The organism is Kitasatospora sp. NPDC058478 (assembly GCF_042720345.1).
Lineage (GTDB): Bacteria > Actinomycetota > Actinomycetes > Streptomycetales > Streptomycetaceae > Kitasatospora.
On the sequence record NZ_JBHXML010000010.1, the window covers coordinates 76,556 to 93,483 of the forward strand.

At 71.7% G+C, this 16,928-nt stretch carries 27 protein-coding genes; 9 read left to right on the forward strand and 18 right to left on the reverse strand.

Translation table 11 applies throughout. The features are described from left to right. Positions 1-5: 5 nt before the first annotated feature. From ACFWPT_RS08095 to ACFWPT_RS08165, 15 genes are all read right to left on the reverse strand, one after another. Complete coding sequence (locus ACFWPT_RS08095) at positions 6-1,031, reverse strand: hypothetical protein (RefSeq protein WP_380480504.1); 1,026 nt, start codon at positions 1,029-1,031, stop codon at positions 6-8. 142 nt (positions 1,032-1,173) lie between these two features. Beyond that, positions 1,174-1,359 (reverse strand): hypothetical protein, encoded by a 186-nt coding sequence (locus tag ACFWPT_RS08100; protein ID WP_380480506.1) that lies wholly within the window; start codon positions 1,357-1,359, stop codon positions 1,174-1,176. After that, the gene (locus ACFWPT_RS08105) at positions 1,356-1,796 is read right to left on the reverse strand and encodes a hypothetical protein (protein ID WP_380480508.1); all 441 of its coding nucleotides are present in this window, start codon (positions 1,794-1,796) and stop codon (positions 1,356-1,358) included. Before ACFWPT_RS08105 ends, ACFWPT_RS08100 begins: the two co-directional genes overlap by 4 nt. Further along, positions 1,793-2,548, reverse strand: coding sequence for a 3'-5' exonuclease (locus tag ACFWPT_RS08110; protein WP_380480510.1), 756 nt, complete (start codon positions 2,546-2,548; stop codon positions 1,793-1,795). The genes ACFWPT_RS08105 and ACFWPT_RS08110 overlap by 4 nt, the downstream gene beginning before the upstream one ends. Next, a complete protein-coding gene (locus ACFWPT_RS08115) occupies positions 2,545-3,072 on the reverse strand; it encodes a hypothetical protein (protein ID WP_380480512.1) in 528 nt (175 codons plus the stop codon). The genes ACFWPT_RS08110 and ACFWPT_RS08115 overlap by 4 nt, the downstream gene beginning before the upstream one ends. After that, the gene (gene bet, locus ACFWPT_RS08120) at positions 3,069-4,055 is read right to left on the reverse strand and encodes a phage recombination protein Bet (protein ID WP_380480514.1); all 987 of its coding nucleotides are present in this window, start codon (positions 4,053-4,055) and stop codon (positions 3,069-3,071) included. Before bet ends, ACFWPT_RS08115 begins: the two co-directional genes overlap by 4 nt. Positions 4,056-4,107: 52 nt before the next feature. Then, positions 4,108-4,233: a hypothetical protein gene (locus ACFWPT_RS08125; protein WP_380480516.1), complete on the reverse strand. Its 126-nt coding sequence runs from the start codon at positions 4,231-4,233 to the stop codon at positions 4,108-4,110. After that, a complete protein-coding gene (locus ACFWPT_RS08130; protein ID WP_380480518.1) occupies positions 4,230-4,382 on the reverse strand; it encodes a hypothetical protein in 153 nt (50 codons plus the stop codon). Before ACFWPT_RS08130 ends, ACFWPT_RS08125 begins: the two co-directional genes overlap by 4 nt. Next, on the reverse strand, positions 4,382-4,765 hold the full coding sequence (locus ACFWPT_RS08135) for a hypothetical protein (protein WP_380480520.1): 384 nt from the start codon (positions 4,763-4,765) through the stop codon (positions 4,382-4,384). The genes ACFWPT_RS08130 and ACFWPT_RS08135 overlap by 1 nt, the downstream gene beginning before the upstream one ends. A 175-nt stretch (positions 4,766-4,940) precedes the next feature. Beyond that, positions 4,941-5,114, reverse strand: a complete 174-nt coding sequence (locus tag ACFWPT_RS08140) for a hypothetical protein (RefSeq protein WP_380480522.1) — start codon at positions 5,112-5,114, stop codon at positions 4,941-4,943. Beyond that, positions 5,111-5,554 carry a hypothetical protein gene (locus tag ACFWPT_RS08145; protein WP_380480524.1) on the reverse strand — a complete coding sequence of 148 codons (444 nt, stop codon included), beginning with the start codon at positions 5,552-5,554 and terminating at the stop codon, positions 5,111-5,113. The genes ACFWPT_RS08140 and ACFWPT_RS08145 overlap by 4 nt, the downstream gene beginning before the upstream one ends. Continuing rightward, positions 5,551-5,889, reverse strand: a complete 339-nt coding sequence (locus ACFWPT_RS08150) for a hypothetical protein (RefSeq protein ID WP_380480526.1) — start codon at positions 5,887-5,889, stop codon at positions 5,551-5,553. The genes ACFWPT_RS08145 and ACFWPT_RS08150 overlap by 4 nt, the downstream gene beginning before the upstream one ends. A gap of 14 nt (positions 5,890-5,903) precedes the next feature. Then, complete coding sequence (locus ACFWPT_RS08155; RefSeq protein ID WP_380480528.1) at positions 5,904-6,167, reverse strand: hypothetical protein; 264 nt, start codon at positions 6,165-6,167, stop codon at positions 5,904-5,906. Between the two features lie 96 nt (positions 6,168-6,263). Continuing rightward, the gene (locus tag ACFWPT_RS08160) at positions 6,264-6,509 is read right to left on the reverse strand and encodes a hypothetical protein (protein WP_380480530.1); all 246 of its coding nucleotides are present in this window, start codon (positions 6,507-6,509) and stop codon (positions 6,264-6,266) included. Position 6,510: 1 nt separating this feature from the next. Further along, complete coding sequence (locus ACFWPT_RS08165) at positions 6,511-6,753, reverse strand: helix-turn-helix domain-containing protein (RefSeq protein WP_380480532.1); 243 nt, start codon at positions 6,751-6,753, stop codon at positions 6,511-6,513. A 164-nt stretch (positions 6,754-6,917) separates the two neighbouring features. On the opposite strand from ACFWPT_RS08165, the gene ACFWPT_RS08170 reads away from it, so the two are divergent. From ACFWPT_RS08170 to ACFWPT_RS08185, 4 genes are all read left to right on the forward strand, one after another. Then, the gene (locus ACFWPT_RS08170; RefSeq protein ID WP_380480534.1) at positions 6,918-7,340 is read left to right on the forward strand and encodes a helix-turn-helix domain-containing protein; all 423 of its coding nucleotides are present in this window, start codon (positions 6,918-6,920) and stop codon (positions 7,338-7,340) included. Between the two features lie 107 nt (positions 7,341-7,447). Continuing rightward, positions 7,448-7,654, forward strand: coding sequence for a hypothetical protein (locus tag ACFWPT_RS08175; protein WP_380480536.1), 207 nt, complete (start codon positions 7,448-7,450; stop codon positions 7,652-7,654). 1 nt (position 7,655) lies between these two features. Beyond that, complete coding sequence (locus ACFWPT_RS08180; protein WP_380480538.1) at positions 7,656-8,915, forward strand: tyrosine-type recombinase/integrase; 1,260 nt, start codon at positions 7,656-7,658, stop codon at positions 8,913-8,915. A 243-nt stretch (positions 8,916-9,158) separates the two neighbouring features. Next, entirely contained in the window at positions 9,159-9,758 is a 600-nt protein-coding gene (locus ACFWPT_RS08185) for a TetR/AcrR family transcriptional regulator (RefSeq protein ID WP_380372397.1), read from the forward strand. A 32-nt stretch (positions 9,759-9,790) separates the two neighbouring features. On the opposite strand, the gene ACFWPT_RS08190 is transcribed toward ACFWPT_RS08185, so the two are convergent. Further along, positions 9,791-10,438 carry a response regulator transcription factor gene (locus ACFWPT_RS08190; protein WP_063347082.1) on the reverse strand — a complete coding sequence of 216 codons (648 nt, stop codon included), beginning with the start codon at positions 10,436-10,438 and terminating at the stop codon, positions 9,791-9,793. Continuing rightward, positions 10,423-11,703, reverse strand: coding sequence for a sensor histidine kinase (locus tag ACFWPT_RS08195; protein WP_380372400.1), 1,281 nt, complete (start codon positions 11,701-11,703; stop codon positions 10,423-10,425). Before ACFWPT_RS08195 ends, ACFWPT_RS08190 begins: the two co-directional genes overlap by 16 nt. Before the next feature lie 146 nt (positions 11,704-11,849). Between ACFWPT_RS08195 and ACFWPT_RS08200 the strand changes: the two genes are divergently transcribed. Further along, positions 11,850-12,320: a hypothetical protein gene (locus ACFWPT_RS08200; RefSeq protein WP_380372403.1), complete on the forward strand. Its 471-nt coding sequence runs from the start codon at positions 11,850-11,852 to the stop codon at positions 12,318-12,320. 62 nt (positions 12,321-12,382) lie between these two features. Here the strand turns inward: ACFWPT_RS08200 and ACFWPT_RS08205 are convergent, their stop codons facing one another. After that, entirely contained in the window at positions 12,383-13,873 is a 1,491-nt protein-coding gene (locus ACFWPT_RS08205; protein WP_380480540.1) for a hypothetical protein, read from the reverse strand. Positions 13,874-14,215: 342 nt separating this feature from the next. Here ACFWPT_RS08205 and ACFWPT_RS08210 point away from each other — a divergent pair, with 342 nt between their 5' ends. From ACFWPT_RS08210 to pth, 4 genes are all read left to right on the forward strand, one after another. Further along, positions 14,216-14,725 carry a hypothetical protein gene (locus tag ACFWPT_RS08210; protein WP_380480542.1) on the forward strand — a complete coding sequence of 170 codons (510 nt, stop codon included), beginning with the start codon at positions 14,216-14,218 and terminating at the stop codon, positions 14,723-14,725. A gap of 103 nt (positions 14,726-14,828) precedes the next feature. Continuing rightward, complete coding sequence (locus ACFWPT_RS08215; protein ID WP_063347086.1) at positions 14,829-15,494, forward strand: DUF3105 domain-containing protein; 666 nt, start codon at positions 14,829-14,831, stop codon at positions 15,492-15,494. Continuing rightward, the gene (locus ACFWPT_RS08220; protein ID WP_380372410.1) at positions 15,491-16,219 is read left to right on the forward strand and encodes a DUF305 domain-containing protein; all 729 of its coding nucleotides are present in this window, start codon (positions 15,491-15,493) and stop codon (positions 16,217-16,219) included. The genes ACFWPT_RS08215 and ACFWPT_RS08220 overlap by 4 nt, the downstream gene beginning before the upstream one ends. A 110-nt stretch (positions 16,220-16,329) precedes the next feature. Continuing rightward, positions 16,330-16,917: an aminoacyl-tRNA hydrolase gene (pth, locus tag ACFWPT_RS08225; protein ID WP_380346131.1), complete on the forward strand. Its 588-nt coding sequence runs from the start codon at positions 16,330-16,332 to the stop codon at positions 16,915-16,917. Positions 16,918-16,928 lie beyond the last annotated feature (11 nt).

The window sequence follows — 16,928 nt, forward strand, 5'->3', positions numbered from 1 at the left end:
GCTGGTTAGGCCTCAGCGCGTTCGGCGGACTGCTCGGCGTGCTTCTGGCGCTTGGCGACGTAGGAGTCGATCCACGCCTGCGGCTGGTGGCCAAGCTGCTCGGCCTCGTCGAACGCGATCTCCGAGAAGTCGCCGGCGTCCAATTCCTCACGCAGGTCGGCGAGGGCCAGCTCGGTGGTCCGCGGGTCGATCACTCGCAGGACCTGCAGCAGCCGGTGTGCGATCCAGGCGTGGGCGCTGGCCTGGGCATGCGCGACCGTCACGGCCGGGTCCTCGCCACCGACCACCTCGTGCAGGTCCTGCGTCGAGATGAGTACCTGCTTGAGGAGTTCCTCGGTCATGGCCGGGGCCTCATCGCCACTAGCCTGCATCGGCAGATCGGCGTTCGGGTCGTTGGCGAGGCCGAGGGACCCGGCCCATTCGGCAGCGAGGGCGGCTCGGCTCGGGGCCTCGCCGCGAATCTGCCGGATCGGCATCTGCATGCCGAGGAAGTCCGGCCCGGCGAGGATGAACGGCGCCTCGGGGCTGGCCTGGGTGATCTGCAGGTGGCGGCCGGCCGCCACCCATCGGCGAGCAAACTGCGTGTCCAGGCCCGAGATGTCGACCAGGCTGACGGTGGGTTCCAGGTGCTTGTTGAACAAAGCCCGCCACGGGGCGTGGGCGCCGTTCATGGTCGGCAGGACGATGCGGCCCATGTTGCTGACCGCCGTCATTTGGCCCGGGGCGACGGTCAGTTCGATGGTGTCGCGGTGGCCGTGGGCTTCGGCCCAAGACTGCAGGTAGGTGACGTGCATGCCGCCGACGGTGGCCGTCCACTCGTCCTCGCAGGACCGCAGTCGGCGGCGGGCGACGGCGAGGGTGTAGCGGTCGGTGGCAACCGCGTGAAGGTGTGTGCCGTCGTTGTCGAAGTGGACGCTCGACAGGATCGGGGTGGAGCTGGCGGGCTTGGCCATGTGGGGCATGACCTGGCCGATGGCATCGGCGAGCTGGTGGGCGGGGAGGCTGGTCGTGGTGATGGCCACGGTGGTCACGGCTTCTCCATCGGGGTTGAGGGTGGTTCGGGGTGTCCGGCCTGCGCGGCCGGGGTGTGGCTGGTGCATCGGGGGCCCTGGATGTAGGGCCTGGCGGGCTGCCCGCAGTACTCGCGCACCGCGGGCAGCCACTGGCCGCAGGTCATCCGGGCGGCTGGTCGAGGCCGAGAGCGGCCAGCAGCAGGGACAAGTCCGCCTCACCCCGGGCCCGTTGGGCCACATACCGGCGGGCGCTCTCCTGGTTCTCCTCGGGTACCACAGTGGTCGTCAGCGAGGCGCCGTACGCCTCCGCCCGATCCGCCGGGTCCAGGCGCCTCCGGGCCGTCACGCCGCTACTCCAGCGCGGATCCAGCGGCCGACGGTCTGCACGTCAACACCCATGTACTGGGCGATCTCGCCCTGCGTCTCGCCAGTGCGGTACCGCATGCGGGCTTCCTGCTGTCGCTCAGCCTTGAGCCAGCTGATTAGCGGCGACGGCAGGTTCGGCATGACCGCGATCTCCCGCAGCGTCTTGTCCAACGTCGGCGCCGACGTGGGCCGACCGTGCTCGTCCCACGTCAGGTAGCCGAGTACCTCGGCCACCGGCCGGTCGGGGTCCACGAGGCCGGCGAGGACGACGATCATCACGTCCCGCTCGTGGTCGCCCAACTCGCCCAGGATGTGGGCGATCTCGCGGGGGCCGCCTTCGCCCCGAACGATGCACGCCAGGCCGGCCGCAATCGGCAACAGGCGTTCGGCGGTGTCACCAGGCTGCTCGGTCATCACGACGCCACCTCCTGCCGGGGGATCAGCGGCCAGTGCCCGTGAACGCCAGCGGCGTCGCGGCCCCGGTCGGTCAGGTACCGCCGCAGCCCGGCGGCCTGTTCGCCAGCCCACACGACCTGTGCCGCGTGGAGGTCGGCCAGCGAGGCCTCGCCGATGGCGGGGTGGCGCTCGGCGATCTCGTACGCCACCTGCACGGCGGCGAGCGCGTCGGCCGCGGACTCGTGCGCACCGTCGAGGCGGACCCCGTAGTGGTCGCAGAGCGCGCCGAGGGTGCGCTTCCCCCGCCGGTACCGGTCGACCTGCCGGTCCAGGACCAGCGGGTCCACCGCCAGCACGGGGCGGCCGGCCTGCACAGCGAGCGGCTGGTAGCCGTGACGCTCCAACTCCCGGTCCAGCATCGTGAAGTCGAACGGCGCGTTCATCGTGACGACCGGCGTTCCCTCGGCGACATGCTCAGCCAGGACGATGCCGATCTCCTGCACCACCCGCGCGGCCGGACGGCCCACTTCGCGGGCCCGCTCGGTCGTGATGCCGTGTACCGCGGCGGCGCCCTCGGGGATCTCCACCCCCGGATCGGCGATCCAGCCGAACCGATCGAGAGCCTGCCAGCGGCCGGCGTTGTCCTCGCGGGCCGTCCACCGCTGCGGGCCCACCCGCAGCACCGCGGCGGTCACGATCCGGTCCCGCAACGGGTCGACGCCCGTGGTCTCCAAGTCGAAGCCGACCAGCGGCTGGTAGTGCCAGGGCCTCATTCGGCACCTCCCGAAGTCAGCTCTGGCAGCACCAGCGCAGCCAGCGCACCGGACCGCCAGGCCTCGGCAACCCGTCCGGGACCCTCGGCCTCCCACGTCGTCCGCGTGTGGGCGGCGCGCGGCTGCATCCGGACCCCCGGCACGTCGTGCACCACACCGGTCTCCTGATCCACCCACTGCGGCACACCCGCGGCAGTCAGCTCCTTGAGCAGCGACTTCACGAACGCCTCGCGAACGCTGGTGACGAACTCGCGCTTGATCTGGTCGGGCCGGTTGTCCCGCACCCACTCCAGGAACGCCGCGTTGTCGACCACCTCAGCGGCCGGCTGCGGAGCGACCAACGCCACCTTCGCCACGACCGTGCCGTCCGGCAGCGTCGCCTCGATCCGGGTCGTACCGCTCTCCTGGCGGGCCGCCTTCATACCTGCGGCCTGCTCGGCCTTCGCGGCCTTGAGCTGCTCGCCGATCTCCTCGTACAGGGCCTGCAGCACGGCGGCGCGGCCAGCAGTGTCCTTGAGGCTCATGCCGCACCCGCCAGCAGCTGAGCCATCTCGGCGAGCTGCTCGACCGACGCCTCGGAGATCGGCACACCGTACGACTGCTGGAAGTCCTGCCCGATGGTGGCAGCAACCCCGGCGGCGAGCGCGGCGCCCCGCAGGGCATCCACGGCGGCCGTGCGCTCGTCGTCCTCGACGACCTCGGCCTCAACCACCGTGGCTTCTGCGGCCTTCTCGCGCCCGATCGCGGCCAGATCCTCCAGGACCTCCCGGGCCCCGGTCGCACTCGCCTCGCGGTAGAGATTGCGTACCTGGTCGGCGGACTCCGCCGCTCGCGCCTCCACCAGCCAGTTTCGCGCCGGACGCTGCGGCGTCACCGGCTCCGGCTGCTGCCGGGCCTCCGGTTCCGGGTTATCCGCCTGCCCCATCTCCTCCGCGGTGTAAACGCCCGCGAGGTCGTGCGGGAACGCCTTGCGCAACGCGAGTGCTTCCGCGCACTTCGCCAGTTGGCCGGCCGGCATCTTGCCCCACAGCCCGACGGGCTTGTTCTCCCAACCGGTTTGGACGTACTCGCGGAAGACCGCGATGGCGGGGAAGCGGTGCCCGTTGCGAACGACGGTCACCTTGGCTGCGGCAGGGGGCTCGGGGGACAACCAGACGTCCCGCCAACGGCCGGCGCCGTCACACCACTGGGTGTCCTCGTATCCGAAGTTCTCCCGGGACTCCGCGACGACGCGGTGCGCGATGACGCGGTACCCGTCGATGCCGGTCTGCGGGGTGAAGACGGTGCGACCGGCCCGCTTGTCCTTGCGGCCGATCAGGTAGATCTGCCGGGAGAAGGGGTCGAGCTGGGTGCGCTGGCACAGGTGCAGGAACCCGGACAGCTCGGCGGCGGTCACATCGTTGCTGATGCCGGACTGGTGGAGGACGGCGGACTGTTCGGGGGTCCAGTCGGTCTGGTCGGGCCGGATGGCGAGGGCGCCCCCGGACCGCATGATGTCAGTGCTCAACGTGTTCTCCGTTGGAGAGCGGCCGGGGCGTCGCAGCCCCGGCCGGGGTTGATCAGTTCTTGGGGAGTCGGCAGATCAGCCAGCCGCGGCCGTCGGGCCGGACCAACTCCAAGGCCGCGAACGGCCAGGTGACGCGCACGACGCGCAGGGCAGCGAGGGCGCGGAGACGGCGGATCACTGGACGTCCTCCTCAGAGTGGAACGTCGCGTACGGAACGCGCTCCACGTCGGCGGCCCGGATCGCCCGGACTCGGCGCCGCGCCGACCAGTCGAACCACGCCATCAGCAGGAAGCCCACGGAGGAGACGGCGATCACGAAGGCGAGCATCACGCCACCTCCCCGCGGCCGTGCTGGTGCGGGAACGTAATGACCTCGGGCGCCATGGCCGCCTCGCGCCGGGCCGACATCGTCAACGACGCCGCCACGAGCAGCTCGTCCGCGAGCCGTCGGGCGTCCAGGTGCGTCAGCTCGACCTCGGCCTCGTCCATCTGCAGGTCCGCCTCGACGTCGTCGACCGCGGCGTCCCACGCCGGCCCGCCCTCGTCAACGACCACCGCCAGGGCATCCAGCGCATCGATCACCCGCTGCCGCGACTCACCCCACGCCTCAGCCAGCGTCCGGAGCGTGTCGTACCGCGGCCCGCGGGCCCGCAGGACCACGTGCATCCACATCGGGTCGATGCGGCCGTGCAACATCCCGTCCTGGTTCATCGGGTACCGCCCTTCGGGGAGTTGGAGGCACGGGCGGACCGGTGGGCCTGCATCCGCGCGAGGATCTGGGAGTTCGAGGGCTGCACCCATCCGTGCCAGCCGAAGGCGGACACCCACCGCTGCATGTGCTCGCGGCGCGGGACATCACAGTGCGCGCATCTGCTGGGCTCGACGGTCACCAGACCTCACCCCGCAGCCACCGCTCCCGCAGGCCAGCCACAGCCGCCGCGTACGCGTGGGACACGTCGTCGGCCCAGCCCGACCGGGGGCCGTACATCAACTCGAAGTCGCGCTCCAGCGTGGCCGCGTCCCGCATCGGCCGACGCACCGGCAGCTCCAGCGCCATCACGCCGCCACCCTCAGTCGGGCAGCCGCAGCAGCGGCCTCGCGATCCTGGACCGCCCACCGGCGCGACATCCACGGGCACATCGCCCGCACCAACGCCGACCTGGGCAACACCTCGAACTCCCCGGACACCGTGGTCAGCTCGACCCGCACGTCCGGCAGCTCGATGAACGGCGGGAGCCTCACGAACCAGGACAGACCACCGGTCTCACGGGACGCGGTACCACCCGACGCCCGGCCTGCCAGGTCGTACCAGGCCGACAGCGAGACCACCGACGCGACCTGCAGCGACACCACCCGGCCGTTCGGGCTGATGTCCACCGACTCGACTCCGGCGCCCGGCGTCCGGGCCACCAGCCCGGCAACCGCGGTACGCACCTCGGCCACATCGACCGACTCGGCCGGCAGCCACCGCAGCACCGACACATCAACCAGCGCGCTCACCAGGCACCTCCAGTGCCCCAGCGGCCACGCATGGCCGCCCGGAAGTCGGCGGCCTGCTGCCGCATCTCGAAGGACCGCGAATGCTGCGTACCGTCCTCGCGCCAGCGCACGGCCCACTTCCCGGACTTGGTCTTCGAGATCGACGCCGACGGCGCCTTCGGCTCGACCTTCGCCCGCAGTCGCTTCACCGCGGCCCGCCAGTGCTCGACCTCGTCCTCCGACTCGCCCAACAGCCGATCCATGACCTCGATCTCGGCCACCAGGCGCAGGATCGTTTGGGCCTCCTCGGAATCCTGGCCCTCGTAGGCCGCCCGGATCGCGTCCAGGGCCTCCACGCTCAGACGATCGCTCACCGGGTACCGCCCGTCCGCGCCGAGTGCTCGGTGACCAGGGCCTTCGTCTCGGGCGACCACGCCGGCAGCTCCGGCAGCGGACCGAACAGGTGGTCGAGGACCTGGCAGTTCAACTCGTCGTACTCGCTGCCCACACCCACGCAGGACAGCCGCGGCGGCGCGGCCAGCCGGGACAGCGCCGAGTCCAACAGGGCGTTGACGACGCTCTTCCGGACCGCCATTGCGGTCTCCGGGGAGCGGTAGGGAATGATGGAGGACACGCGTCCTGCCTCTCTTCTGTACTGGTTGAATCGGTGGGGCGCTGGGGTCCGCCCCCGGAGTCCAAGCCGGGGCGGCCCCGCCCCGCGGCGGGTGGGTCAGGCAGCGCGACGGCGGCCGCGGGTGGATGCCTTCGAGGTCGCCCGGTACAGGGCATAGATCTCGTGAAGGTCGTCGCCGCTCAGCACTAGCCGCCGGCCGATCCGGCTGTGGGGCCAGCCGTTGTGGTTGATGCCGTCCCGGATGATTCGCTGGCCGATCCGCAACGCGGCGCCGGCTTCTTCAACGGTGTAGAACCGGCCGCGCTCGACGGTCTGCGGGGCAGGCAGGATGGCGGTTGCCATGTCAGGTCCTCTGCGTACGGACCTCGCCGTCGGCGAGGAGTTCGTCATCAGTGGCGCCGAGGTGCTGTCGGATCGCGGCGTAGACGCTGGGCCGGACCCGTCGGCGCGTGCCCGTCTCGATCCGCGACAGGTAGTTGGCGGTGATGCCAACCTCCTTAGCGAGCGTGTTCATGTCCACGCCTGCGTGTTTCCGGATTCTGCGGATGACTTGACCGTCGATTTCGACGGTGGATCGCTCGGGCATGACTTGAAGGTATCAGCTTCCATCAGCTTCCGCTAGCAGTAATTGGCGGAAGCGCGCGAGTGGTAGCATCAAGTAGCATCTTGTAATGGCGGAAGGTGGGCGAAAACCAGCCCACCTAGCACCCTGCCCTGACATGACCAGACGGTCCTGTCATGATGTGTTCCATGCCTGGACAAGCTGATGGCCTGCACCGACTGGCAGAGACGGTCGCGCGCCGACGCGCTGAACTCCGCCTCTCCCGGGACGCGTGTGCGCGTCAGGCGGGGATGAGCATCACCACGTGGCGTCGAGTCGAAGAGGGACAGCCAGTTCGGGATGTCACCTACGCCCGGGTGGACGAGGTGATGGGATGGCCACTAGGTGCCAGCACGAGGGTGATCGAGGACCCCGCCTTCACGCCGATGTCATCCGAGGTGGTCAAGGGGGCGCGCTTCTCGAAGGCCCCCCTGGACAGCGAGGCTCTGCGGCGGGCAATTCAGAACGCCACGATCGCCACGGCCCCCGACCTCACCGGCGCCCAGATCCAGGAGCTGCAGGAGCGAGCCATCGAGGAACTCCGCCGACAGGGCCTGCTGCCGGGCGACTGAGCGGAATACCCGGCGGCGAAAGCCGGTAAACGTGTAGTCACGGCCAGTCATTTTGTGGAATGATTAACCCCACTTGGGGGCGCCATCTCTCAACCAGGGATGGGCCAATGCACGTCTGCACGTCCGCCGACCTCGGACCCTCATTCATCGCCTGGGCCGGCGTAGTGAACGGAACGATCACCGCGCTCGTCACCACGCGCGCGCTCGACAACGACGAGACTGCACAGCAGGCGGCAGACCTACTGCGTCGGCTCGGCGTCAGCTGCGGCACCTGCCCGGAATGCCCGCTCGGTCTCAACCGGGGGGTGAATTGACATGGGTTGGTCCGAGAAGCGCGGCACCACCTGGCGCGCACGGTTCAAGCTGCCCAACGGCAGGTACGACTCCGAGCCCGGCTTCCTAACCAAATCTCAAGCCGACGCGTACTGGCAGGCGCAAGAGACTGACGTGCGCCGAGGTGACTGGTTCGACCCCAGTGCTGGTGAGTCCATGACGTTCGCCGAGTGGGCTGACCAGTGGCTGGCGACGATCGACGTGTCCGCCGACACCGAGTACAACTACGCCAAGCGGATTCGCCGGCTGAACCTGCGGTGGGGTGATATCCCCCTGTCCCGCATCACCACCAACGACTACCGCGTGTGGGAGAAGACCACTCGGCGGGAGCTCTCCGCGAACTACGCATCGGTTGTCCTGCACCTGTTTCGGATGATCGTTGACGACGCTGTTGCGCACCGACCGCCGCTGCTGAAGGTCTCGCCGTTGCCGGCCGTGAACCGGCGCCGGGGCCGGTACGTGGCACCGGTGCAGGAGGAGATCCCCACTCTCACACCCGAGCAGGTAGAACAGATCGCCGAGAACGCCCGTGCCGTGTGGGGTCTAACCGGGTACGTCGCAATGCTGACCAAGGCCTACTGTGCGCTGCGTCAGGGCGAGCTTTACGGGCTTCGCCGGGAGTGGTGCTACCCGTACTGGTCGGCCTCCGACCCGGGGTGGCCAACTAACCCCGCAGGGAAGACCGTGGAGCATAAGCGGGTAAAGACTGCTCGGGAGCGATACAAGGACATGCCCGCCCTTCGGGTTCAGTGGCAGCACCAGTACGTGCGGCCCGCCGAGGGGGGCAAGCGCCAGCCGGAGTTGATCCTGCCGAAGTACATGTCGGTGCGCGACCTGGTGCTCCCCCAATTCCTGGCAGACCTGCTGAGGGAACTGCTGGAGTCGCACGACAGCGAGTGGGTGTTTCCGTCGCTCACGGGTGGCCCCCTGCTCCTCACCGACTTCTCGACCTACATCTGGAAACCGGTGATTCAGGGGTCTGAGGAGCGGACTGCGCGGTCCGACTTCCACCGCCCCGCAATCAAGCCGCTCGACGGCCTGGAGGACGCGGTCCCGCACTGGCTTCGGCACGCGATGAAGCGGTGGCTCGACGAAGATGGCCACCCGCGGGTTGCCGTCGAGACGCGTATGGGGCACCGGCTACATGGGGTGGAGGATGTGTACGCTGCTGTTACGCCCGGCATGGAGCAGAGCATCGCCAAGTCGTTGCAGGAGCGCTGGGAGAAGGCTCGCAGAAGTTGATCTCCCATTCGGCTCCCAGTTGATCTTCGCTGGTTGGCTAAACTGCTGGTCAGAGACCATGCAAGGGAGATGGCGGCGGCATCCACTGCATCACCCAGCAGCAGCCGAAGTCCGCCTGATCCCAGGCCACTTGGGGCACCTGGACCACCTTGGACACCAGGGCCACCCGGCTGCCGGGGCGGGGGCACCTCCCCCGCCCCGGCAGCCTTCCGACCTCCGCACCACCGAGGGAGCGCACCGCACATGGCCGACCCCCGCCCGCGCCGACCGGCGCGCCCCCGCGAGGAGGTCTTCGCCACCGCCCGGGCCGCGATCGCCGAACACGGGCTCGCCAAACTCACCATGGCCGGGCTCGGCAAACAGCTCCAGATGAGCGCCGGACACCTGCTCTACTACTTCGGCAGCAAGGACCAGCTGCTGCTGGAAACCCTCCGCTGGAGCGAGGACCAGCTCGGCGCCCGGCGCCGTGACGCCCTCGCCGACCGCTCGCGCGACCCCTGGCAGCGGCTCGACGCCTACCTGCGCCTCTACCTGCCCGACGGGGCGGGCGATCCGCGCTGGATCCTGTGGGTCGAGGTGTGGGGGCGCTCCCCCGCCAGCGCCGAGATCCGCCAGGGGCAGCAGGAGATCGAGGCGCCCTGGCAGGCCGACCTGGTCGCCCTCATCGAGGAGGGCACCGCCACCGGCCACTTCACCCCCGGGCCCGCCGCCGACCGGGCCACCCAGATCCGCGCCCTCCTCGACGGCCTGGCCGTCCCCATCGCCATCGGCCTCCCCGCCGCCCACCGCCCCGCCGCCCTCACCCAGGCCGCCGCCGTCACCACGATCCTCCTGCGCACCTGACCCCCCGGGGGCTGCGGCGGGGTGGACAGGCCCTACGACTTGTTCAGGTACGTGAGGACGGCGCGGACGCGGCGGTTGGTGTCGTCGTCGTCGGTGATGCCGAGCTTGCCGAACATCGCGGTGGTGTACTTGCCGATGGCGCTCTCGCTCAGGAAGAGCCGGCGGCCGATGGCCTGGTTGGAGAGCCCCTCGGCCATCAGCCCCAGCACGGCGTACTCGCGTTCGGTGAGCCGTTCGAGCCCCCGGTTCGGTGGCGTGTTGGACAGCAGTCTCGCGATGACGGCCGGGTCCATGGCCGTCCCTCCGTCCGCGACGCGCTCCAGGGCGCCGATGAACTGGTCGGCGTCGAACACGCTCTCCTTGAGGAGGTAGCCGACGCCGCCGGAGCCGTCCGCCAGGAGCTCCCGGGCGTACAGCTGCTCGACGTGCTGGGAGAGGATGAGGACCGGCAGCCCGGGCATCTCGCCGCGGGCGGCGAGGGCCGCCCGCAGCCCCTCGTCCGACTGGGTCGGCGGCATGCGGACGTCGATGACGGACACGTCCGGGCGCCACCTGCGCAACGCGTCGAGCGTCTCGGGCCCGGTGGCGGCCGTGGCCACCACCTGGTGCCCGCAGGCCTCGATCAGGCGGACCATCCCGTCGCGCAGGAGGTAGAGGTCTTCGGCTACAACGATTCGCATGGCACCGTCATCCTGACACGGGTCGGACCGCCCGACGGACTGGTGACCTCCAGGGTGCCGTCGAAGGCCGCGAGCCGGCGGCGCAGGCCCGCCAACCCGCCGCCGGCCCGGACGTCGGCCCCGCCCCGGCCGTCGTCCTCGACCTCGGCGACCACCGCGGCGGCGACACCGGTGCCGTCCCGCATGAGGGAGATCCGCACCCCGGACGCCCCGGCGTGCCGGACGGCGTTGGTCAGCAGCTCGGCGACGCCGAAGTAGACGGCGGACTCGATCGGCGGGTCCAGGCGCAACGGGGCGCCGGCGCTGACGGCCACCTCCAGCGGGACGTCCAGGGCGAGCGCGCGGACGGCGTCGACGAGCCCCCGCTCGCTCAGCACCGGCGGGCTGATCCCCCGGATCAGGTCGCGGAGTTCGGCCAGCGAGGCGGCGGCACCGGCCTGCGCGTCCCGCATCAACGCCCTGGCCTGGTCGGGGTCACGCTCCATCAGCTTCCCGGCGGTCGCCAGGGAGAGCCCGAGCGCCACCAGGCGGGCCTGCGCCCCGTCGTGCAGATCCCGTTCGATCCGGCGGATCTCGGCGGCCTGCGCGACCGTCACGTCCGCGCGCTGGGCCCTCAGTTCCTCGACCCGCTCCGCCAACGCCATCGCCGGCGACGGGCGCAGGAAGCGGACCGCCACCGGCACGACGGGCCGCCAGGCGTACGGGGCGGAGGCCACGGCCACGACCGCGCCGAGCGCCCCGGCCAGGCCCGCGGCGGATTCCGGCCCGCCGAACCCGAGGACCGCGCAGGCCGCCACGACCACCCCGGCCGGCGGGAGGCACGCGAGCAGACCGGCGGTGAACGGCGCGATCCCCGCGAACCGCAGGTCGCGCCAGTTCGCCGGGTCCCGCCAGCGGACCCGCCAGCGCTGGTCCATCAGCGCGTCCCGGCGGGTGCGCTCGTAGGAGAAGCCGTTCCACCAGAACCCGGTGGACATCCGCGTCACCGGCCCGGCCTGCCGGTATCCGGCGGGGATCACCGTGGCGGTCCACCGCGCGACGAGGAAGCGGACGATCCGGCAGACGGGGCGGGGCAGGGCGAGCGTGCCCACGCCCACCAGCACGAACGGCGCCGTCCACGACCACGGGTTGCCCGCCCCCCACCAGACCCCCAGCGCCACCGCCGCGGCCCACACGGCCGGCAGCAGCAGGCAGACGGCCGCCACGACGCACGCCCGCACGAACCCCACCCCGGCGCGCGCCACCCACGAACCCAGCCGTCCCACGTCTCTCCCCTTCCGTACGGTGCTCCCACTGTGCACCGCGCCGAGCCCGCCACCGCCCCGATCGGCCGGGGAGTGGGGCTGGCCCCACCCACGTGTGGGCCCAGACCGATACCGCCCCGGCCGGGCGGTTCATAGCGTCGGTGGACATGGACACCAACACGCACAGCACAGGCACGCACAGCACGGACATTCCCTACACGCCCCGGGCGGAGCTGCTCCACGACTCCCGTACCCGGCGGGCCTTCGGCACGGTGACGGCCAGCGTCAAGGTCTACGGCGCGCTCGGCGCCGTCGCGTTCCTGGCGGTCATCGCGGTGGCGGGCAGCGGCCACCCGGTGAACACGTTCATGTGGGTCCGGGCGGTGCTGCTGCCGGTGGTCGCCGTGCTGGTCCACCGGCTGGCGGTCGCCGCCTCCCGAGGATCCCGCCAGGCCTTCGAACGACTGGGCGTCCTCACCGTCACCATGCCGATCGCCATCATCGGCGTCGACCTGATCCCGGGCGTCTGCCCGCCCTGGTACGCCGCCGTGCAGGTCGTCTGCATGCTGCCCGTCCTCCGGGCCGCGGTCACCGTCCGCGGCTCCGCGCTGCGCGCCGCCTTTCCCAAGGCGCGCTGACCGGGCGTCGGGCGCCTGGTGCGCGGTCGACGTCCGGTCGGCGTCCGGTCGTCATTCGGTCGTCAGTCGGTCCAGACGGCGGCCGCCGTACGGTCGTCGGCGTAGCCCTTGGCACGGACCTGGACCTGGCGGAGGAAGTCGACGGTGCCGGGCGGATGCGGGTGGGCCCAGTGGGTGGACAGGAAGTGGGCGACGGCCGGCTCGTCGGCGATCGGGCGGGCCAGACCGGGGGTGCAGAGCAGCAGCACGTCGCCCGGGGTGGCGGGGACCAGCCGGAAGCGGAACGGCCTCGGCTCCTCCGGCGGCTGCTGGCCGTCCGGGTGGTGCAGCAGGCGGGCCGCGTAGGCGTCGATCCAGTGGCCGGAGCGCAGCAGGTAGAGCCCGCCCGGGCCGACCCCGAAGGCCGCCCGGTGGCCGGCCGCCGGGTCGAGCGACAGCAGCAGGCAGTGCAGCGAGGCCGGGGACGGCGTGCCGTCCTCCTCGTTTCCGGGCACGAGCGCGCGCAGCGGGGCGACGGCGCCGGTGGCGAGCCGCTGGAGGCCGTAGCGCAGCCGGTCCCGGGCGCCGTCGCGCAGGTCTGCGGCCAGGCCCTCGCGGCTGCGGCCGACCGCAGCGGCCAGATGGCGGCAGGCCTCACGGGTGCTGGTGGCGACGGCCTCCGGGGGGAGCGCCTCGTCCGCGGCGGTGCCGGTCCGGTCGATGCCGGCGAGCACGGCGAGCAGCAGCCCGTCCGGGCCGTCCCCGAACCTGGTGACCAGCAGCGCGTCGCGTCGCGACTCGCCCCGGAAGCGGGCGGAGTCGCCGCGGACGGAGACGGCGCGCAGGACGGACGACCCGTACTGGGCGCCCTCCAGGACGGTGTCCGGCACGAGCGCCCCGAGGACGCCCGGATCCGCCTCCGGGACGGCGGTCGGCTCCGGCCCGTAGGTCGGCGGGCGCTCGCCGATGTGCGGCACGGTGGGGGCGCCGTCGGCGAGCGGCGAGCGGACGGCCGGGCGCGGGTCGGGGACGGTGGCGGTGGCGAGGGTGTCGGGTTCCTCGGTGGCTTCGGGCTCGGGCTCGGGCTCGGCTTCGGGCTCGGGTTCCTCGGCGGCGGCCTCGGGTTCGGGTTGCGGCTCGGGTTGCGGCGCGGGCTCGGGGGTGGGCTTGTCCAGGGAGACCGGTGTGGGGGCGGTGTCGGCTTCGGTTTCCTGGACGTCAGGGGCGAACACCCGCTCCTCGTCCGTCCGCTGGGGTCCGATGACGCCGATCGCGGTGTCGAACCAGTCGTCGATGCTGTCCCGTTCCAGCACCTCGTCCGCTACCGGCACCGCCGCCGCCACCGACGCAAGCTCCGGCTCCGGTTCCGGCTCCGCGTCCAGGACGGGCTCCGGTTCGGCCGTGCGCTGCTGGCCGATGAGGCCGACCGCCGTATCGAACCAGTCGTCGACGCTGCCGTCGCCGGGGTCCGCGTGCGGGGTGTCGGGGAGGGTGCCCGCCGGGCCGTCGTAGACCGTGTCCCACCAACCGTCGTCCGGCCGGTGCGGCTGTGCGGGGGCACCCTGCTTGCTCATCTGGCGGCTCCTGGTCGGTCCGTGGTCGCGCCGCCCCCGGCGGGGCCGGACTCGACGTCATTGTCTCCAAGTGCAACGACGCTGTCCGGGTTTCGGCGACAACCGGTCAGCGCCGGGCCGTTCCCGGCCACCGCGTCGACCTCGGGTTTCACCGGGGAGTCCGGCGCCGCGTCCGCCCCTGCGTCCACCCCCGGGTTCACCCCTGCGTTCGGTCCCGTTCCGTCCGTGCTTGCCGGATGTGCCCGGAGCAGGGCGTTTCCGGGGTGTTCGGGTCCGGGAGCGGCCGAAAATGGGGGTGGAGGAGGGGCATCGCTTCACTCGTTCGGCTGATTAAATGTGCGCATGACCGCGTCGGCCCCCAGCTCACCTCGACCGGGGAGGGCCGCTCCGGCGGGCCGCCCGGTGGGTGTGCTGTGGGTTCTGCTGCTGGTCGCGCTGCTCACGACGCTGCCGTGCGCCGGTCAGTCGAAGGCGGTCGGCGCGCACGCCGCTCCGATGCCGACCACCGTCACCGCCGCCGTCACCGTCACCGCCGTCACGGCGGTCTCCAGTCACGCCCCGCACGCCGGCCCCGCCGCCAAGGCCTCCGACCAGCGCCAGCACGCCGGCGAGCAGCGGCACTGGACGTGGTGCACCGCCGACGGCGGGCAGCCCCGCCGTGACAACGGCTGCTCCAGCCACCCGTACTGCGCGCAGGACGCCCAGCTGCCGAACCCGCCGCCGCATCCGCAGCCGGCCGCGTCACCGCTCGCGCCGGCAGCCGAGGCGCTGCCCAGAGTGGTGCCCGCCGGGCTGCTGGACGGTCCGCATCCGGCGCCCGATCTGCACGAGCTGCAAGTACACCGGTCCTGAGCGGAACCCACCGCCCGGCATCCGCCGGCGGATCCGCCCCTCCCCTTCTTTCAGCTGACCGCCGCGCCACCAGCAGTGCGCGGCGGGGACAAGGACAACCACCATGGGTTCCGCCTCGAAGCAGTCCGGCAAGCAGTCCGGCAAGCCCGGCCCGACCGACCGCCGCGCCCGGATAGCCGAGCTGCGCGCCGGCGAGCAGCGCCGCGACCGCCGCAACAAGGTCATCGCCTCGGTCGCGGCCGGTGTGCTGGTGATCGGCGCGATCGCCACCGGCACCTGGATCGTCATGGACGCCAACCAGAGCAAGAAGAAGGAGCAGGCCGCCGCCAACGCGGACATCCCGGGCGTGCAGACCTTCGGCGAGCTGAGCCGCACCCACGTCAAGGACAAGGTCAGCTACCCGATGACCCCGCCGGTCGGCGGCGACCACAACGCGATCTGGCTGGACTGCATGGGCCACGTCTACGACCAGCCGGTCGAGAACGAGCGCGCCGTCCACTCGCTGGAGCACGGCGCGGTCTGGGTGACGTACAACGGCAAGGCGACGCCGGACGACATCAAGACCCTGTCCGACAAGGTCAAGACCACCCCGTACTCGCTGATGAGCCCGTACCCGGACGAGAAGGGCGCCATCACCCTGAACGCCTGGAGCACCCAGCTGATCGTGGACAGCGCGAGCGACCCCCGGGTGAACCAGTTCTTCACCAAGTACGTCCAGGGCAAGCAGACCCAGGAGCCGGGCGCCTCCTGCACCATGGGGCAGATGTGACCGCCGACGCGGCGCTGCCCGAGGACGGCTCCGAGCACGCCGCCGAGGAGTTCGCGGACGAGGCCGGGGCGCCGCGCCCGGCCCGTCGGCGGCTGTGGTGGCCGGCCGCGCTGGCCGCCGCCCTCGCGCTGGCCCTCGGGGTGCCCGCCCTGGTGGCGAGCGGGACGTCGGCGTCCGGGTCGGCCTCGGTGGCCGTCCCGGCGGACGACTCGCCCGAGGCCGGGTTCGCCCGCGACATGGCGACCCACCACCAGCAGGCGGTGGACCTGTCGTTCATCGTCCGGGACCGCACCGGCGACGACCCGACCCGCACCCTCGCCTTCGACATCATCAACACCCAGGCCAACCAGCGCGGGATGATGATGGGCTGGATCGACCAGTGGGGGCTGCCGCAGCACTCGGCGGCCAAGCCGATGACGTGGATGAGGATGGGCCACGACTACCAGGCCCACGACGGTTCGCTGATGCCCGGCATGGCCACCAACACCCAGCTGGCGAAGCTGCGTTCGCTCAGCGGGCGGGACGCCGAGGTGTACTACCTGCAGCTGATGATCCAGCACCACAAGGGCGGCGTCGAAATGGCCCAGGGCTATGTGGACCTGGCGAAGAACGACGCCGAGAAGCGGCTCGCCCAGTCGATGGTGGTCGCGCAGACCTCGGAGGTGCAGCTGATGACCGACATGCTCACGGAGCGCGGCGCCGCCCCCGGCGTGCCCGAGTCCTGACCCACCCCACTGCGCGTGTCCTCGGACGGCCGGGGCGCGGTCGACGGTCCCGTACCGTGCGTACCGTGCCCCGGCCGTCCCGCGTCCGCGACAAGCCCCTGGAGTTCCCGATGCCCCCCGCCGCACCCTGGCTGATCGCCGGACTGGGCAACCCCGGCCCGTGGTTCCGGCTGACCCGGCACAACGCCGGCTTCCTGACCGTGGAACGGCTGGCCGAACGGTACGGCGCGCGGTTCCGGCGGCGCGGGATCGGCGCCCTGGTGGCGGAGATCGAGGTCGACGGCCACCGGGTGGTGCTGGCCAAGCCGCAGTGGTTCATCAACCTGTCCGGCCGACCGGTGTCCGGCCTGCTGCGGCGTTACGGCGTCCCGGTCGAGCACCTGGTGGTCGTGCAGGACGACCTGGACTTCGCGTTCGGCACCGGACGGCTCAAGCGCGGCGGCGGCCCCGGCGGCCACAACGGCGTGCGCTCGGTGGGCGAGGTGCTCGGCACCCCCGACTTCGTGCGGCTGCGCTTCGGCATCGGGCGCCCACCGAAGGGGCAGAGCGCCGGCGACTTCGTGCTGAAGAAGTTCTCGGACCACGAACAGGCCGCCCTGCCAGGGGTGTTGGACCGGTGCGCGGACGCGCTGGACACGCTGGTGCGGCGCGGCCTCAACCGGGCCCAGGACGCACTGAACGTCCGCTCGGAGGCTTAGGGGAAGAGGTC

Coding starts and splice junctions, on each gene's coding strand:
- ACFWPT_RS08110 (WP_380480510.1), bottom strand. CDS start 2,548: ATGAGGCCCTGGCACTACCAGCCGCTGGTCGGCTTCGACTTGGAGACC.
- ACFWPT_RS08115 (WP_380480512.1), bottom strand. CDS start 3,072: ATGAGCCTCAAGGACACTGCTGGCCGCGCCGCCGTGCTGCAGGCCCTG.
- ACFWPT_RS08130 (WP_380480518.1), bottom strand. CDS start 4,382: ATGCTCGCCTTCGTGATCGCCGTCTCCTCCGTGGGCTTCCTGCTGATG.
- ACFWPT_RS08135 (WP_380480520.1), bottom strand. CDS start 4,765: ATGAACCAGGACGGGATGTTGCACGGCCGCATCGACCCGATGTGGATG.
- ACFWPT_RS08160 (WP_380480530.1), bottom strand. CDS start 6,509: ATGGCAACCGCCATCCTGCCTGCCCCGCAGACCGTCGAGCGCGGCCGG.
- ACFWPT_RS08165 (WP_380480532.1), bottom strand. CDS start 6,753: ATGCCCGAGCGATCCACCGTCGAAATCGACGGTCAAGTCATCCGCAGA.
- ACFWPT_RS08170 (WP_380480534.1), top strand. CDS start 6,918: ATGCCTGGACAAGCTGATGGCCTGCACCGACTGGCAGAGACGGTCGCG.
- ACFWPT_RS08175 (WP_380480536.1), top strand. CDS start 7,448: ATGCACGTCTGCACGTCCGCCGACCTCGGACCCTCATTCATCGCCTGG.
- ACFWPT_RS08180 (WP_380480538.1), top strand. CDS start 7,656: ATGGGTTGGTCCGAGAAGCGCGGCACCACCTGGCGCGCACGGTTCAAG.
- ACFWPT_RS08185 (WP_380372397.1), top strand. CDS start 9,159: ATGGCCGACCCCCGCCCGCGCCGACCGGCGCGCCCCCGCGAGGAGGTC.
- ACFWPT_RS08190 (WP_063347082.1), bottom strand. CDS start 10,438: ATGCGAATCGTTGTAGCCGAAGACCTCTACCTCCTGCGCGACGGGATG.
- ACFWPT_RS08200 (WP_380372403.1), top strand. CDS start 11,850: ATGGACACCAACACGCACAGCACAGGCACGCACAGCACGGACATTCCC.
- ACFWPT_RS08205 (WP_380480540.1), bottom strand. CDS start 13,873: ATGAGCAAGCAGGGTGCCCCCGCACAGCCGCACCGGCCGGACGACGGT.
- ACFWPT_RS08210 (WP_380480542.1), top strand. CDS start 14,216: ATGACCGCGTCGGCCCCCAGCTCACCTCGACCGGGGAGGGCCGCTCCG.
- ACFWPT_RS08215 (WP_063347086.1), top strand. CDS start 14,829: ATGGGTTCCGCCTCGAAGCAGTCCGGCAAGCAGTCCGGCAAGCCCGGC.
- pth (WP_380346131.1), top strand. CDS start 16,330: ATGCCCCCCGCCGCACCCTGGCTGATCGCCGGACTGGGCAACCCCGGC.